We start from the raw sequence: 15666 nt of genomic DNA, 5'->3' as shown, positions 1-15666 counted from the left end.
CCAATTTTGATTGGGCTTTTTTTTATGGGATTTGAGAAGTTATTATGTGCATTTTCACATTGTTTATTGATTGACATTCTGAACTAATCGGCGTAATTTAATTTATATAGATAATCGTTCGATATGGAACGATTCAAAATGGAACATGGAGGTGGAAGGATGGAAACGGAACAACGTGAGCCGGTCCGTTCGACGGCAATGATGCAATCTTTTTGGAATGTCCAACGGCATCTCGTTCGGGCAGCTCATCAGACGGCGCAGGAAAATGGACTGAGTTTACCGCAATTTCACAGCTTGATGACGATTGCGCCAAGACGTCCGATTACTCAAAAGGAACTTGCCGCACATACGCATTTACCGAAAAGTACGCTCAGTCAATCAATTGAAGGGCTTGTTCAATCAGGTTGGGTGATCCGGGAAACAAATCCGGACAACCGGCGCGAAGTCGTCCTGAATTTGAGTGATCACGGACGACAGTTCGTTGACGCAATCAAGCGGCAGGAAGCAGGGATGCAACAACGGCTTGAACAGGTTCTCGATCAGATTGATCCTGCTGCCTTTGAACAGATGCTCAAGACGCACGAACAAATTGCAGACGGATTAAAAGACATCTTGTCACCAGGAAACGGAGGCTGTGCAGATGATTAAGTTACTCAAAAATCTGACGACCTATAAATGGGCCGTCTTCGCCGTCTTGATCCTCGTCTTCGCCCAATCGATGTCCGATTTGTATTTACCGACCTTGATGGCGGACATCATCGATAAAGGGGTTGTGACGGGCGATACGGCGTACATTTGGAAAATCGGTGCCGTCATGCTCGGGATTACCGGACTTGGTGCACTCGCAGCGATTGCCGCCAGCTACTATTCCTCCAAAGCCGCGATGGGACTTGGACGCGATATTCGCCGAAAAGTCTTTAACCACGTCGAACGCTTTACGCTACAAGAGTTTGATCAAGTCGGAACGGCGTCCTTGATTACGCGGACGACAAACGATATCACGCAAGTCCAGCAAGTCGTCATCATGATGTTGCGGATGGTCGTCAGTGCGCCGATCATGTTTGTCGGGGGGCTGATCATGGCCGTTTCGAAAGACGCCAAACTGTCACTCGTCATCGTCGCCGCGATGCCGGTTTTGGTTGTGTCGATTCTGTTGATTCTCTGGAAAGGGGTTCCGCTGTTTGGAAAAGTCCAAAAACGGCTCGACCGTTTGAATCTCGTCTTACGGGAAAATCTGACCGGGATTCGTGTCATCCGGGCCTTTAACCGGGAATCGGAAGAAAAGGTTCGGTTAACGAAAGCGAATGCCGATTTGACGGACGTCTCGATCAAAGTCAATAAAATCATGGCCTTTTTGATGCCGGTCATGATGCTTGTCATGAACTTGACCGTCGTCGGTGTCATTTGGTTCGGCGGCATCCGGATCAACAACGGCGGGATGCAGATTGGAGATTTGATGGCCTTTATTCAATACGTCATGCAAATCATGTTTGCCCTCGTCATGGCATCTGTCATGTTCGTCATGATTCCCCGGGCGGCCGTCTCGGCGAAACGGATTAATGAAGTCCTCGAGATGGAGCCGACGATGGTCGACGCCGGAACAGCTTCCGCCGACCGCGAACGCGGCACACTGGTCTTTGACCGGGTGACGTTCAGTTATCCGGGAGCCGAAGCTCCGGTCTTATCGGACATCAGCTTTACAGCGCGTCCGGGTGAAATTACGGCCGTCATTGGCGGAACCGGCTCCGGAAAATCAACGCTCGTCAATTTGATTCCCCGGTTTTATGACGTGACGAACGGCAGTATTCAAGTCAACGGTGTCGACAGTCAAGCTGTCCCGCAAGAGGAATTACGTTCGAAAATCGGTTTTGTGCCGCAAAAAGCGTTGTTGTTCACGGGAACGATCGCGGACAACATCCGCTTCGGGAAAGAGGATGCGACGGACGAAGAAATCAAACATGCGGCGCGTGTCGCCCAAGCGACGGATTTCATTGAACGGATGCCGAATCAGTATGACTCGATTATCGAACAAGGCGGATCCAACGTCTCCGGTGGTCAAAAACAACGCCTGTCGATTGCCCGGGCGCTTGTCCGCAAACCGGACATCTATGTCTTTGACGACAGTTTCTCGGCGCTTGATTTTAAAACGGATGCGACCTTACGCAAAGCCCTGAAGCAGGAAACCGAGGACGCAACCGTCTTGATCGTTGCCCAGCGTGTCAGCACAGTCATGGATGCCGATCAGATCATCGTTCTCGAAGAAGGAAAAATTGCCGGAATCGGAACACATGACGAACTGTATGAAACAAACGACGTCTATCAAGAAATCGTCAAATCCCAACTGTCAGAGGAGGAGATCGCATGAGTACAAGTACAACAAAACGTCCTGCCGGTGGTCCTCCAGATGGACCGGGTGGTGGTCCCGGCGGCGGGAACATGATGATGATGGGCGAAAAACCAAAAAACTTCAAAGCGACGTTCCGCCGATTGCTCGGCTATCTGAAACCGCGCCGGACGGCACTGATTGCCGTCTTCATCGCCGCGATTCTCAGTACCATCTTTATGATTGCCGGACCGAAAATCATGGGAACGGCGATCACGGAACTGTTCGAAGGGGCCTATGCCAAGTTCCAGGGAGTACCCGGTGCGGAAATCGACTTTACGAAAATCGGACAGATTTTATTAGTGCTCGCCGGACTGTATGTCATCAGCAGTCTGTTCAGTTACATCCAGCAATACATCATGTCGAGTGTCGCCCAAAAAACGGTCTATGATTTGCGCGAAGACGTCAATCAGAAACTGGAGCGGTTACCACTCAAGTATTATGACGGCCGTCCGAACGGGGAGACGCTCAGTCGGGTCACAAATGACATCGATACGATCGGCAGTACGTTGCAGCAAAGTGTGACGTCGTTCATCACATCGATCGTGACGATTGTCGGGATTTTAATCATGATGCTGACGATCAGTCCATTGCTGACATTGATTTCACTCGTCTCGTTGCCGCTGTCGATTTTTGCGATTCGTCCAATCTTGAAACGGTCGCAAAAATACTTTGCCGATCAACAACGGACGCTCGGACAATTAAACGGACACGTCGAAGAGATGTATACCGGTCATCCCGTCGTTAAGGCGTTTGGACATGAACGGAAAGCTGTTGAACAGTTTGATGCCGTCAACGACGAGTTGTATGAGGCGGGACGAAAAGCCCAGTTCATCTCCGGGATCATCATGCCGATGATGATGTTCATCGGCAATATCAGTTACGTCTTGATCAGTGTCGTCGGGGGGATTCTCGTCACTCAGCGCAGCATCTCGATCGGGGACATTCAAGCGTTCATCACCTATACACGCCAGTTCACGCAACCGATCACCCAGACGGCGAACATTGCCAACATCGTCCAATCGACGGTCGCCGCTGCCGAACGGGTCTTTGAACTGTTGGATGAAGAAGAGGAAGTCAAAGAAGTGACGACGCATCAGTTGGCGAAAGCCGACGGAGCAGTTACGTTTGAACACGTCGACTTCGGTTACGGCGAGCAACTGTTGATCGAAGACATGAACATCGACGTTAAACCAGGTCAAACGGTTGCGATCGTTGGTCCGACCGGTGCCGGGAAAACGACGCTGATCAACCTGTTGATGCGGTTTTATGAACTCAACCACGGTGTCATCCGCATCGACGGCATCGATACGCGGAAGATGTCACGGGAAGATTTACGGACGACGTTCGGAATGGTGTTGCAAGATACGTGGCTCTTTAACGGAACAATCCGCGACAATCTCGCCTACGGAAAAACCGGTGCGACGGAAGAGGAAATCGTCGAAGCAGCAAAAACGGCTCACGCCGATCACTTCATCCGGACGTTACCGGACGGCTATGACACCGTATTAAACGAAGAAGCATCGAACATCTCGCAAGGACAAAAACAGTTGTTGACGATTGCCCGTGCGGTCCTCGCCGATCCGCCCATCATGATTCTCGATGAAGCGACGTCAAGCGTCGATACACGGACGGAAATCTTCATTCAAAAAGCGATGAAACGATTGATGGAAGGACGGACGAGCTTTGTCATCGCCCACCGTCTCTCGACGATCAAAGATGCCGATTTGATTTTAGTGATGGATCAGGGACGTGTCATCGAGCAGGGAACACACGAAGAATTGCTTGCCGCAAGCGGGTTTTATGCTGATCTTTACAACAGTCAGTTCTCGGAAAAAGAAGTGGTCTAAGGAGAAAAACAGAGGAAGTGGACTCGGAAAAGGCTTATCCTTCACCCCACTTCTCCTGAAAAGTGAAACGTCAGACAGTACCCGATCCGGGTGCTGTCTTTTTTGATGCAATCTTTTTTCTTGTTCTTTAATACGGTAGGGGGTATATTATGGGCATCAACTTATGTAGCAAAGGGGCAAACAACATGAACAACATGACGACAAATGAACTGGAACAAACACTGCAACAAGACGAAACGATCCAACTGATCGACGTCCGGGAAACGGATGAATACGCCGGCGGTCATATCAAACAAGCAAAAAACGTGCCGTTGTCGGAACTGACGGAGCGGACCAACGAACTGGATCCGTCACGACCGCTTCATGTCATTTGCTTATCCGGCGGACGCAGCATGAATGCCGCGATGTATTTGGAACAAGCAGGTTTTGACGTGACAAACGTTGACGGCGGCATGATGAGCTGGGAAGGAAACGTCACACGCTAAGAACGGATCAATCGAGCACAGCCATTCAACTAAAGGAGGAATCGTTATGTTATTACGCTATTTCTATGATGAAAAATTAGCACAAGCTTCATACATGGTAGGGTGCCAGAAGACGGGAGAAGCGATTGTCATCGATCCGGCACGAAACATCGAACCGTATCTCAAAGAAGCAGAAAAAGAAGGACTTCGAATTTCGGCGACGGCGGAAACACACATTCATGCTGACTTCGTCTCCGGGACACGCGAATTCGCGCAACGTCTCGGAACGACAGCTTACCTGTCCGATGAAGGCGATGCTTCTTGGAAGTATGGTTTTGCTTCAGAGATTGATGCGCGTCTCGTCAAAGACGGGGAGAGCTTTAAAGTCGGGAACGTGACACTTGAAGTCATGCATACCCCGGGTCATACCCCGGAACATATCTCGTTTGTCTTATACGATCGTGATCAAACGGTGCCGATGGGGATCTTTACAGGAGACTTCGTCTTCGTCGGCGATATCGGGCGTCCGGATCTACTCGAAGAAGCGGCCGGGATTCAAGGGACGACAGCAGTCGGAGCGAAGCAGATGTTTAACTCGCTCAAACGATTCAAAGCGTTACCGGACTTCGTTCAAGTCTGGCCGGGTCATGGAGCAGGCAGTGCCTGCGGAAAAGCACTTGGTGCGATTCCGACATCGACGGTCGGCTACGAAAAAGCGACGAACTGGGCATTGCAGATGGAGGACGAGGCAGCATTCGTCAAAGAATTGACGACGGATCAGCCGGAACCACCCAACTACTTTGCGATGATGAAACGGGTCAACAAAGAGGGGATTGCTGACACGACGACGCTTTCTGCACCACGTGCCGCGGACACTTCCGAGCTAACAGAGCTTGTTCAAACGATGCAAGTCGTGGATACACGGGACGGAAAATCATTTGCTGCCGGTCACGTACCCGGCACGCTCAACATTCCGTACAACTCGAAGTTCGTGACATGGGCAGGTTGGTTGCTTGATTTTGACCACGATATCGCCGTCATTACGGAACCGGATCAATTTCAGATGATCCAGACGGATTTACAGTCGGTTGGTCTCGATCGCTTCGTAACAGTGATTGACGTCGCGAATCTTTCAGACGAGCAATTGACGGAACAGTATCCGGATTGGAGTGCGGAACAGGCGATGCAAGCGGCAGAAGCGGGTGATGTCTTTGTCCTGGATGTCCGGAACAAAACGGAATGGGACGGCGGACATTATGCGCAAGCCAACCGGATTTTGCTCGGGAAGCTTGCAACACGTCATCAGGAAATCCCGACAGATCGACCGGTTGCGGTCCATTGTGCGTCGGGCGTCCGTTCGCGGATGGCGGTCAGTGTGTTGCAATCGCTTGGTATCAAAGACGTCATCAATATCGACGGTGGATATGCGGCGATACAGACCGTTTTGCATCAACGCACGGCAACGGAATCGTGACGGTAAAATACTAAAAATGCATAGTTTGTTGTAAATGGATGGTTCTGACTAGAATCATCCATTTTTTTAAATACTATTCACAAACTCCCACATTCAGGTTAAATGTGGTTTAGTAATTTCTTTAGCGGGGGAAATTAAAGAAGTGTCGGAGATATATTAATTTATTTAGAGATGAAGGAGCGTGGCAGGATGAACAACTTTTGGAACAGTACGTCGCTTGACCTGAACGGGATTCTAGGATCCCTCGGCAACATTTTAGGAGCACTTATCGTATTCCTGATCGGGTGGCTGATTGCGAAGCTGATCGCAAACGGCATTCAAAAGGCATTAGAAAAATCTGGTGTCGTCAACAAGCTGTCACCACAAAAAGAAGGTACGCCACCACAAAAGAAAAAGTGGACGCCTGAAAAAATTATCGGAACTGTTGTTTTCTGGGTCTTGATGGTATTTGTCTTAATCTTAGTCTTTAACATCTTGAACCTGAACATCATTGCAGGACCACTTGCGGATACGATGAGCACATTGCTCGCCGCAATCCCGAATATCTTGCAAGCAGCATTGATTCTTCTTCTTGCGTACGTCATCGCGGTTGTTCTCCGTATGATCATCGTCAAAGCAGGAACGAAATTGATGTCGAATGAAAAAATTCGTTCGAACAAAATGCTTCAAGGTCAAACGGATCTGTCAAACTATCCGAAGGTTGCAGGCGAAATCGTCTTCTACCTTGTCTTGTTACTGTTCTTACCAGGTGTACTCGGTGCGCTTAACATTGAAAGTGTTTCGGAACCGTTCAGTCAATTGTTGTCATCGTTCCTTGGGTTCATCCCACGTCTGATCGCTGCAGCAGCCATCTTCTTCGTCGGATTCCTCGTGGCGAAAATCGTTCGCGATATCGTCACGAACTTCCTGCATGCTGTCGGGACAGACAAATTTGCTTCACGCTTTAACATTGGTACAAACGAACAAAAAGATACAAAATCACTTTCTTCAATCCTTGGTACAGTCGTCTTCATCCTGATCTTAATTCCGATCACGATTTCGGCACTGGATCAACTCAACATTAAAGGAATCACAGGACCAGCCATCAACATGCTAAACGATGTTCTTGGTATGATTCCAAACATCATCATCGGCGTCGTCTTGATTCTTGTGGGTCTTTACGTCGGTCGTTTCGTCAAGAAATTCGTTGCGGACCTCTTGTCACGCCTCGGATTCAACAACTTAACACGTCATTTGAAAATCGGTAGCTGGGATGCGAACAATGCTTCGACATCACCGTCATCGATCGTTGGATCACTTGTTGAAATCGTCATCGTCGTCTTGTTCGTCGTTGAAGCATTCAACCTGATTGGTCTCGACTTCATGGTTGACCTGGGTCGCGCAGTTCTTGCTTTCCTTCCAAGTGTCTTGACGGCAATCGTCATCTTGGCAATCGGTATCATCATCAGCAACTTGGTGAAACGTACAATGGACAGCTTGTTCGCGAACTCAGACTTAAAAGTTCTTTCAAGCGTCGCGAAATATGCCATCCTTGCTCTTGCTGTCTTCATGGCACTTGATCAGCTTGGTGTAGCAGCAACAATCGTTAACTCGGCGTTCATCTTGATCCTCGGTGCTGTCGCACTTGCTTTCGGACTGGCGTTTGGTTTAGGTGGTCGTGATAACGCATCACGTTACCTCGATCGTCTCCAGAAAAAAGCAGAAAATGCAGACATCGACACATCGAACCTGCCATCAAACAACACATCGTCTGCTTCAACAAAGCCGAGCTTAAAAGAAGCAGCAAAAGGTGCAGCATCAAAAGCAGCAGATGATGTCACACCAGATCAAGCACCAAAAGCCTCTAAACCATCATCTTCTACGAACGTGAACCCGACACATGGTACGCCAAAGGGTGCACTTCCTGAAAATGATTTAGCACAACAAGACGATTATCCGATCGATCCGGATGCTAACCGCGGTCCGAACTTAGATCACCCAAATGATCGTCCGTAACCAAACCAAAACTCCTTCACCCATCGGTGGAGGAGTTTTTTAGTGCGTTAACGCGTATCCACATATTCGTATTGTAGTAAAACAACAAAACTGGTTTGACCAATTTGTGAAAAAACACAGAAAGAACGGCTTATAAAACCTGACATCGTTTGTTATGATGATGAAGTCAATCAGAAAAATGATTTGAATATTCAGAAAAAAGAGAAAGTTCGGAGGGTGTTTTATGAGTTTGCTTCGTAAGAAAGACGTCAGTGTCATGATGGATCAAAAAAGTCATTCCAAATTGGCACGGCATTTATCGGGTTTTGATCTTGTCTTACTCGGTATTGGTGCCATTATCGGGACGGGAATCTTTGTCCTAACAGGAACAGGAGCGCTGTATGCAGGACCAGCTTTACCGGTTGCATTTATTATTTCTGCTATTGTCTGTGCATTAGCCGCCCTCTGTTACGCGGAATTTTCATCGATGATTCCTGTGTCGGGTAGTGTCTACACCTACACGTACGCAACGATTGGGGAACTCGTTGCCTGGATTATCGGTTGGTGTCTCATATTAGAATACGGTTTAGCGTCGAGTGCGGTCGCAACAGGCTGGTCCGGTTATTTCCAGTCATTATTATCCGGATTTGGTATCAGTTTACCGACTGCTTTAACCGCTGCACCAGGAGCAGTACCCGGCAGCGAAACGTTCTTCAACTTGCCGGCCTTCTTGATCTTAATGGTCATCACGTTCTTATTATCGATGGGCATTAAGGAAACAAAACGCGTCAACAATATCATGGTTCTCGTCAAAGTCGCCGTCGTCATCTTGTTCATCGTCGTCGGAATCTGGTACGTTGAGCCAGGCAACTACGCACCATTCGCACCGTTCGGTATCAGTGGTGTGTTACAAGCTTCCGCCATCGCCTTCTTTGCTTATCTTGGTTTTGATGCCGTCACATCGGCTGCAGAAGAAGTGAAAGATCCAGGCCGTAACTTGCCGATCGGGATCTTAGGATCACTTGGGATCGTTACCGTATTGTACGTTGTCGTATCCGCCATCATGGTCGGAATCGTCCCGTTCAAACAATTTGAAGGGGTTGACAGCCCGGTTTCACTTGCATTAAAAGTAGCCGGTCAGGACTGGGTCGCAGGATTCGTTGACTTAGGCGCGATCGTCGGAATGACAACGGTTATCCTCGTCATGACATTTGGTCTTGTTCGTCTCTTGTTCGCAATGAGCCGTGATGGGTTGTTGCCAAAAGTCTTCTCGGACGTGAACGAAAAATCGCATACGCCGGTGAAAGCAACATGGATTTTAGGAACAACAGCCGGATTGATTGCCGGATTCGTCCCACTCGGTACGCTCGCAGAATTAATCAATATCGGTACACTGGCTGCCTTCTCGTTAATCTCGATCGCCGTCATCATCCTCCGGAAAACACGTCCGGATTTGAAACGGGCGTTCAAAGTGCCATTGGTTCCATTCTTGCCGATTCTTTCGGTCCTTGCGTGTATCATGTTGATGTTGAACCTTCAACCGTTCACATGGGTCGCATTCTTCATCTGGACAGGGATCGGACTTGCAGTTTACTTCCTGTACGGAAGAACACGCTCGAAATTACATTAATAAGATCCGGCCATTCAGAAGCTGTTCTGAATGGCTTTTTGTTTGGTCCTCGGCAGGAATGGCGTGCTAAAAAGGCGAACAATTGTAAAGAAAGGGGCGATCCGAGATGATTCATATTAAACGGGCACCTGATACAGAAACCGCATTTTTAGTGATGCAAGAAGGATTCAGCGATTACATAATTCCATTAGGTCTTTCACGTGAGGTATTTCAAGAACGAATCCTGGAACGCGACTGGAATCAACTCGAGCATTCGTTTATTGCCTACCACGGCGAACGACCGGTCGCCATTTGGTTGAATGGGCTGAAGACCATCAAGAAAAAGACGGTCATGCGATGTGGTGGTCTTGCGGTAGATCCCCAATACCGACGGCTTGGGATTGCCAAAGCTCTCTATGATGCCCAGCTAAGTTACGCCAAATCGTTAAAGGTCGATTGTCTGATGCTCGAAGTCATTCAAGGAAATGAGCCGGCCATTTCGCTCTATCAGAAATTCGGTTACCGCACAGTCGACGAACTCGGCTATTTTCTTCGGGAAGAATCCGACCAGATGGAGCCGCTTATCGAGATTGATGCGGTTGCATTTGAGCGCCGTTACGTACAGCAAGGGGAATACATCTGGCAACAAGACCAGACGGTCATGAAGCAGGCACAAGCACAGTACTATGAACTCGACGGTGCGTTCATTGCGACCGCTAATGAGTCGATTTTTGCGATTATAACGGAAGAGAAAGACGTAGCGCGGATCGCGACAGAAGCGACACGCCGTTTGACGGGAACCCGTTATCAGTTGCAGTCGACCAATCCACAAGTGTGGGACGACTTACGGCAAGCCGGTTGGAAGCAGCGGGACTTGAAGCAATTCGTCATGAGTCAAACCATCTGATACAAAAAAAGCCATGATGTGCGGAAGTCCCCTGGGGGAACGCCACACATCATGGCTTTTTGTCAGGTCCATAAACTGATCATGACGATAATGGCAAAAATCACAAACAGGATTCCGGTGCCACCGAGCATGATCAGCATGATTTTGTTCATCATAGAACAACCTCAAATCTGTAGAAAACTACGATTTTCTTCTAGCCTACCATTAAAAAATGTAAAACCAAAATCGCTTCGCTTTCGTTTACTAAAAAGAACAAGCCCGTTATGGCGTGATTGCTCCATGTTGAAGGCGTAAGTAGTCTTCAATCATCACACGATGCGATCCGACGATGTTGTCCGGTAATTCCGTTAACGGGAAATAGGTCAACGCAAAACTTTCCTCACTGATTCGTAACGTACCGGACGTTTCAGTTGTCACGTAAGCAAGGGTCACGCTTTGAAAGACATCACCGTTTGCAAGCGTCGTGACGTAATTTTTTCCGGAATAGACACCCAGTAACGTCAGCTGTTCCGCGACGAGACCGGTCTCTTCCAACAGCTCACGACGGGCCGTTTCTTCCGTTGATTCGGCCCATTCCATTAATCCACCGGGCAGTCCGAACCGTGCCTGCGATTCATTGCGTTGCTCAAGCAGGATGTGCCCGTTGTTGATGACAAGCACGACGGCACCGACCAAGATCAACGGCGTTTGTCCGACTTGATCCCGCAGCGTCTTGACGTAATTCATCGGGAAACCTCCTGGTGGAACGGACAACCGGTGGGGGCAGTTGTTTTTTCGGCCGGAGCAACACCGGGAAAGAAGTTAGGCCGTTTGATTGTCGGTTCAAAGTCTTTATGGAACAGGTGTGTCGCGGCACCGCTCATCGGCGGTACAAGCCAGGACCAGTCGCCGGTGACATCCCGTTCACACGCGGCTTCATTTTTTTCGAATCGGGCAAACTGTTTGGCAGCTGTATGGTGATCGACGATGGTCACGCCAGCCCGTTCAAACGAATCGAGAACGGCCAGATTCAATTCGACGAGGGCACGGTCTTTCCATAAGGAACGTTCCCGTGATGTATTGAGTCCGAGCTGTCTCGCAACAAGCGGCAAGAGATCATAACGATCGGTATCCGCTAAATTACGGGCGCCGATTTCCGTTCCCATGTACCAGCCGTTGAACGGCGCGCACGGATAGGAGATGCCGCCGATTTCGAGCCGCATATCGGAAATCATCGGCACGGCGTACCATTTGATGGTTTGATCGCCGAATAAGTCGTAGTCGGGATGGGTGATCGTTACTTCGAGCACCAGGTCGTCCGGAAGCGGATGCAGGCTGACGTGCCCGTCGAGTTCAATCAACAACGGCAAGACATCAAAGGCGGTTCCTTGACCGGACCAACCGAGTGACTGGCACTGGTTGGTAAAGGCAACGGAGTTCGGGTCCCCGGTGATGCCCTCCGGTGTCTCATATCCGGCATAACGAATCAATTGATGATTCAAGACGCGGACGCGGTCCGGGTGAAAAATCGTAATCGTCGAACGGACACGCCCATCATTCGTCGCATATTCGATATGCTCAAATAGGGCATCGCGAATCGTCTCGATGGTTAAAGCATCCCGTGCATCGATGACGTGGAGCTGATCCCAAAAGAGACGGCCGATGCAGCGGTTGCTGTTGCGCCAAGCGAGCTTTGCCCCGTACGCTAACTCTTGGGACGTTTGTTCATATGTCCCTGTCCGGGAAATTTCATTCCGGACTTCATGCAGGCGATTACTGTCCTGCGGGTATTGTTCTATATAGTCAGTTAAGAAGCGTTCGGCTTCGGCAAGTAAAGTAGGCACGGCGTAGAATCCTTTCTTTTATCCAACACGACGATTGTTCTTGTTTCAGTGTACCGCCTGCTTCAGCTTTCTGCCAATCGATAATCGTTAAACGCTTACTTACGAGTTCAAAAGACTACAAAAGTTTAAAAGTAGCACCGAAAGGGGGATAGAGAAAGGAATCATTCGAAAGTGAGGAAATAGTTATGTCATTATTAAAACCTGTATTTGCGCGTTTTTTCGGCGAAGCCTTCTTTGATAAGTCGGCACAACTCGCCTATTATCTGATGTTGTCCTTATTCCCGTTTTTATTATTTGTTGTGGGATTGGTATCCTTTTTACCGTTTACGTCCGGAGACGTGCTCGATTTGATCCGTCCGTTTGCACCGGCAGAGACGTATGAGTTGATCCGGAGAAATGTCGTCGGAATTTTTGATGACGGTGGATTAAAACTTGCCTCGATCAGTTTCCTGGCCGCCTTTTGGCTTGCTTCGATGTCGGTCCAGTCACTGGTCCGTTCGTTAAATGATGCGTTAGAAGTGACACGAAAAGTGCCGTTTTGGAGAGGGTTGTTGCAGGACTTTGGTTTTACGATCGGAATGATGGTCATCTTACCGATGTCCCTCCTCGTTCCGGTGGCGGAAAAGCTGACGCGCCGCTTCATCACGCATTTTGCCCTCGTCAATGACTTTGTCACCAACTATTCGTGGGTCTGGTTTCTGTTCCGCTGGGGACTCGGTTCGTTGTTCCTGTTGATGTTCTTCATCCTGCTCTACCGCGTGTTGCCGAGTGTCCGGCTGACTGTACGCCAAGTGTTACCGGGTGCCGTTTTTGCAACGATTGCCTGGCAGGCGGTATCGGAATTCTTCTCCTACTACGCAGAATTCGGCAGTTATGACCGTCTGTACGGACAACTCGCCGGAATCATCGTCTTGATGACATGGTTTTATCTTTCGTCGGTCGTCTTGATGCTCGGGGGCTTGATGAATGCTGAACGGATGCGTCAAAAGAAGGAAGCCAAAGTTTTAAAACCAGAAAAAATTAAACAAGAGACTGTCCGTTAAGAGCAGCCTCAGACTGAAGACAAAGGAGTGGTTTTTCTCTTGATCGAGAAGAACCGCTTTTTTTGTTCGCTTCGAATCGTTTTCCTGGGCCAAGCATCGCGCCGCATCGCTGCTGGGTCGCTCCTGCTTGTTTTTCCCTAGGAAGCGATTTCGAGCGAACAACCGCTTTTTCTTTCACGCCTCCAGGTATAAAACCAGCATAGATATTCAAAAGAAGAGGAATCATTATGATGGGAAAAAGAGATCAACATCATCGTTCTGAGACTGTCTGTTAAGGACAGTCTTTTGTTTGACGTTGAACGGTTTTTTGATAGACGAACAGACCAATCAATCCGGTCGTAAACAAAGCGAGCAGGAGCAGAGAAAGTTGTTCATGGTGTGTCGTTTTCAAGAAAACACTCGTGGCGACAGCTGCATAAAAACTGCCCAAACTCTTTTTAATAAAGTGTGTGCTGAAGAGATTGAGAAAGGAAGCACCGAGTGGTGAGCCGATCAGTGCGCCGATAATCAAAACAACTCCTAAACCGAGCGGAGCCTGCGTCCCCGAGATGAAGTAACTCGTGATTCCGCCGAGGACAATTAACGTGGCCGCTGCGATACTGGTTCCGATGGCTTGTTTAAGGGGGAAACGCACCCATCCCATCAGCAGCGGGGTGAGCAAAAAGCCACCGCTGACGCCCATCAAAGACGACAGAATTCCGGCGGCTCCGCCGATTGCGACTAATTTATAAAACGAAGCGTGCACAACAGGCGTCTCGCGAATGATTTTTTTTGCCGGTTTTAAGAATTGAATCGCAAACAGAAGCAATAGGACGATGTACAGCGTGGAAATAATGATGTCTGCACCGTTGTGTTGTTCCATCCAAAAAACGACAGGCGTAACGGCAGCAGATCCGATGATCCCTGCCAGCCCAATCGTACCCGCATCCCGAAGATGAAAGTTGTTCTGGCGGAGGTGGGCAAAGGTGCCGGTCACCGTCGAACCAAGCGTCAACAGTAAACTTAAGACGATCGCTGTGCTGGGGGCGTATCCTAAGATCAATAAAAGTGGGGTCAGAATGATGCCTCCACCGATTCCAAAAAAGCCGGAAAGGATGCCGATTGCGGCGCCGAGTAAAAGAAAAAGTAATAGTTCCAAAGGGTGTTCCTTCTTTCTGTGAGGTGATACAGATGACTCTACGGGGAAAGTCTTAATCAGGAAAATGAATTATACTGATACTAAGAATCAGAAAAATAAATGAGGTGAAGAAATGAATTTTAATGAACTGAAGACATTTGTTACGTTAGTCGAAACAAAACACTTTACGAAAACAGCTGAACGGCTGTATATTTCACAGCCGACGGTCAGTCTTCACTTAAAGCATCTCGAAGAACATTTCGGGCAAAGTCTGATTCATCGGCATACGTTTAACAAGACGATCGAAATCTCAGAAGCCGGACGGATTGTGTATCGTCATGCCAAAGAAATTCTGCACCAGACGGTACGGTTGGAACAAGAAATGGATGAATTAGAAGGGATCACCCGAGGGACGTTAAGAATCGCCGCGACGCATACCATCTATGAAGCGATGTTAGAACAGATGATCCACGACTTTCTTGTCGCTTATCCGGACGCGTCAGTGGATGCCCGGGTGATGAACCAAGAACAAGTCGAGCAGGCATTACTTCATCACGAAATCGATTTAGGGATGGTAGAAGGACCACATCATTCCCATCAAATCGAGGCGCTTCCTTTTGCGACCGACCGATTACGGATCATCGGTCACGAAAGCCTTGCTTTGGAGCAGGCGACGTGGATTTACCGGGAAGAAGGGTCAGCTGCCCGCTTCGCACTGGAAACATGGTTAGCCACGCAAGCGATTGTTCCAAAACGGATCATTACCGTGTATTCCAATCGGCTGATTAAACAATTGATCGCGAACGGGACGGGAATCTCGATTCTCTCGGAACGTTTGGCAGGTACTTTGCTCGATTCGAATAGATTTAAGACACATGATGATTCCCGAATCGACCAACGCGTTTTTCAATTCATTACGTTAAAAGGGGAGACGACCCGTCTGTCCCACAAGTGGATGAAGGAACACTCCGGATCAGATTAAAAACTTTTTCGTTGACTTATACCCCTGTAGGTATTATTGT

Annotated in this window: 13 protein-coding genes; 10 read left to right on the top strand and 3 right to left on the bottom strand. The window is 48.7% G+C overall.

Going from position 1 to position 15666, the window contains the following annotated elements; genetic code table 11:
* Window positions 1-159 precede the first annotated feature (159 nt).
* The 8 genes from P397_RS0115305 to P397_RS17655 all read left to right on the top strand — a co-directional run bounded on the left by P397_RS0115305 (window position 160) and on the right by P397_RS17655 (window position 10661).
* Window positions 160-648: a MarR family winged helix-turn-helix transcriptional regulator gene (locus tag P397_RS0115305; RefSeq protein WP_028107069.1), complete on the top strand. Its 489-nt coding sequence runs from the start codon at window positions 160-162 to the stop codon at window positions 646-648.
* Window positions 641-2365: an ABC transporter ATP-binding protein gene (locus tag P397_RS0115300; RefSeq protein WP_028107068.1), complete on the top strand. Its 1725-nt coding sequence runs from the start codon at window positions 641-643 to the stop codon at window positions 2363-2365. Before P397_RS0115305 ends, P397_RS0115300 begins: the two co-directional genes overlap by 8 nt.
* On the top strand, window positions 2362-4233 hold the full coding sequence (locus tag P397_RS0115295) for an ABC transporter ATP-binding protein (protein ID WP_028107067.1): 1872 nt from the start codon (window positions 2362-2364) through the stop codon (window positions 4231-4233). Before P397_RS0115300 ends, P397_RS0115295 begins: the two co-directional genes overlap by 4 nt.
* Before the next feature lie 185 nt (window positions 4234-4418).
* Window positions 4419-4718, top strand: a complete 300-nt coding sequence (locus P397_RS0115290; RefSeq protein ID WP_028107066.1) for a rhodanese-like domain-containing protein — start codon at window positions 4419-4421, stop codon at window positions 4716-4718.
* Between the two features lie 46 nt (window positions 4719-4764).
* Window positions 4765-6171: an MBL fold metallo-hydrolase gene (locus P397_RS0115285; protein ID WP_028107065.1), complete on the top strand. Its 1407-nt coding sequence runs from the start codon at window positions 4765-4767 to the stop codon at window positions 6169-6171.
* Window positions 6172-6360: 189 nt separating this feature from the next.
* The gene (locus P397_RS0115280; protein WP_026834076.1) at window positions 6361-8166 is read left to right on the top strand and encodes a mechanosensitive ion channel; all 1806 of its coding nucleotides are present in this window, start codon (window positions 6361-6363) and stop codon (window positions 8164-8166) included.
* A 223-nt stretch (window positions 8167-8389) separates the two neighbouring features.
* Entirely contained in the window at window positions 8390-9775 is a 1386-nt protein-coding gene (locus tag P397_RS0115275) for an amino acid permease (protein ID WP_028107064.1), read from the top strand.
* 106 nt (window positions 9776-9881) lie between these two features.
* On the top strand, window positions 9882-10661 hold the full coding sequence (locus P397_RS17655) for a GNAT family N-acetyltransferase (protein WP_051524058.1): 780 nt from the start codon (window positions 9882-9884) through the stop codon (window positions 10659-10661).
* A gap of 261 nt (window positions 10662-10922) precedes the next feature.
* Here P397_RS17655 and P397_RS0115260 read toward each other — a convergent pair whose 3' ends face one another.
* Together P397_RS0115260 and P397_RS0115255 are read right to left on the bottom strand one after the other, a co-directional pair.
* Window positions 10923-11387, bottom strand: coding sequence for an NUDIX hydrolase (locus tag P397_RS0115260; RefSeq protein ID WP_028107063.1), 465 nt, complete (start codon window positions 11385-11387; stop codon window positions 10923-10925).
* Window positions 11384-12484 carry a nitric oxide synthase oxygenase gene (locus P397_RS0115255; protein WP_028107062.1) on the bottom strand — a complete coding sequence of 367 codons (1101 nt, stop codon included), beginning with the start codon at window positions 12482-12484 and terminating at the stop codon, window positions 11384-11386. Before P397_RS0115255 ends, P397_RS0115260 begins: the two co-directional genes overlap by 4 nt.
* A gap of 185 nt (window positions 12485-12669) precedes the next feature.
* Between P397_RS0115255 and P397_RS0115250 the strand changes: the two genes are divergently transcribed.
* The gene (locus tag P397_RS0115250) at window positions 12670-13527 is read left to right on the top strand and encodes a YihY/virulence factor BrkB family protein (RefSeq protein ID WP_028107061.1); all 858 of its coding nucleotides are present in this window, start codon (window positions 12670-12672) and stop codon (window positions 13525-13527) included.
* Between the two features lie 271 nt (window positions 13528-13798).
* Here the strand turns inward: P397_RS0115250 and P397_RS0115245 are convergent, their stop codons facing one another.
* Window positions 13799-14665: a sulfite exporter TauE/SafE family protein gene (locus P397_RS0115245; RefSeq protein WP_028107060.1), complete on the bottom strand. Its 867-nt coding sequence runs from the start codon at window positions 14663-14665 to the stop codon at window positions 13799-13801.
* Between the two features lie 112 nt (window positions 14666-14777).
* Between P397_RS0115245 and P397_RS0115240 the strand changes: the two genes are divergently transcribed.
* A complete protein-coding gene (locus tag P397_RS0115240) occupies window positions 14778-15626 on the top strand; it encodes a LysR family transcriptional regulator (RefSeq protein WP_028107059.1) in 849 nt (282 codons plus the stop codon).
* Window positions 15627-15666: the final 40 nt, after the last annotated feature.

It is taken from the genome of Exiguobacterium undae DSM 14481 (assembly GCF_000620805.1).
In the GTDB taxonomy this organism is placed as follows: domain Bacteria; phylum Bacillota; class Bacilli; order Exiguobacteriales; family Exiguobacteriaceae; genus Exiguobacterium_A; species Exiguobacterium_A undae.
Note: the sequence above shows the minus strand (reverse complement) of the source record. Positions and strands in the feature narration are given on the sequence as shown.

Excerpts from the sequence above, each read along its gene's own strand:
- P397_RS0115305 (WP_028107069.1), top strand. The coding sequence starts at position 160 with ATGGAAACGGAACAACGTGAGCCGGTCCGTTCGACGGCAATGATGCAA.
- P397_RS0115300 (WP_028107068.1), top strand. The coding sequence starts at position 641 with ATGATTAAGTTACTCAAAAATCTGACGACCTATAAATGGGCCGTCTTC.
- P397_RS0115295 (WP_028107067.1), top strand. The coding sequence starts at position 2,362 with ATGAGTACAAGTACAACAAAACGTCCTGCCGGTGGTCCTCCAGATGGA.
- P397_RS0115290 (WP_028107066.1), top strand. The coding sequence starts at position 4,419 with ATGAACAACATGACGACAAATGAACTGGAACAAACACTGCAACAAGAC.
- P397_RS0115285 (WP_028107065.1), top strand. The coding sequence starts at position 4,765 with ATGTTATTACGCTATTTCTATGATGAAAAATTAGCACAAGCTTCATAC.
- P397_RS0115280 (WP_026834076.1), top strand. The coding sequence starts at position 6,361 with ATGAACAACTTTTGGAACAGTACGTCGCTTGACCTGAACGGGATTCTA.
- P397_RS0115275 (WP_028107064.1), top strand. The coding sequence starts at position 8,390 with ATGAGTTTGCTTCGTAAGAAAGACGTCAGTGTCATGATGGATCAAAAA.
- P397_RS17655 (WP_051524058.1), top strand. The coding sequence starts at position 9,882 with ATGATTCATATTAAACGGGCACCTGATACAGAAACCGCATTTTTAGTG.
- P397_RS0115260 (WP_028107063.1), bottom strand. The coding sequence starts at position 11,387 with ATGAATTACGTCAAGACGCTGCGGGATCAAGTCGGACAAACGCCGTTG.
- P397_RS0115250 (WP_028107061.1), top strand. The coding sequence starts at position 12,670 with ATGTCATTATTAAAACCTGTATTTGCGCGTTTTTTCGGCGAAGCCTTC.
- P397_RS0115240 (WP_028107059.1), top strand. The coding sequence starts at position 14,778 with ATGAATTTTAATGAACTGAAGACATTTGTTACGTTAGTCGAAACAAAA.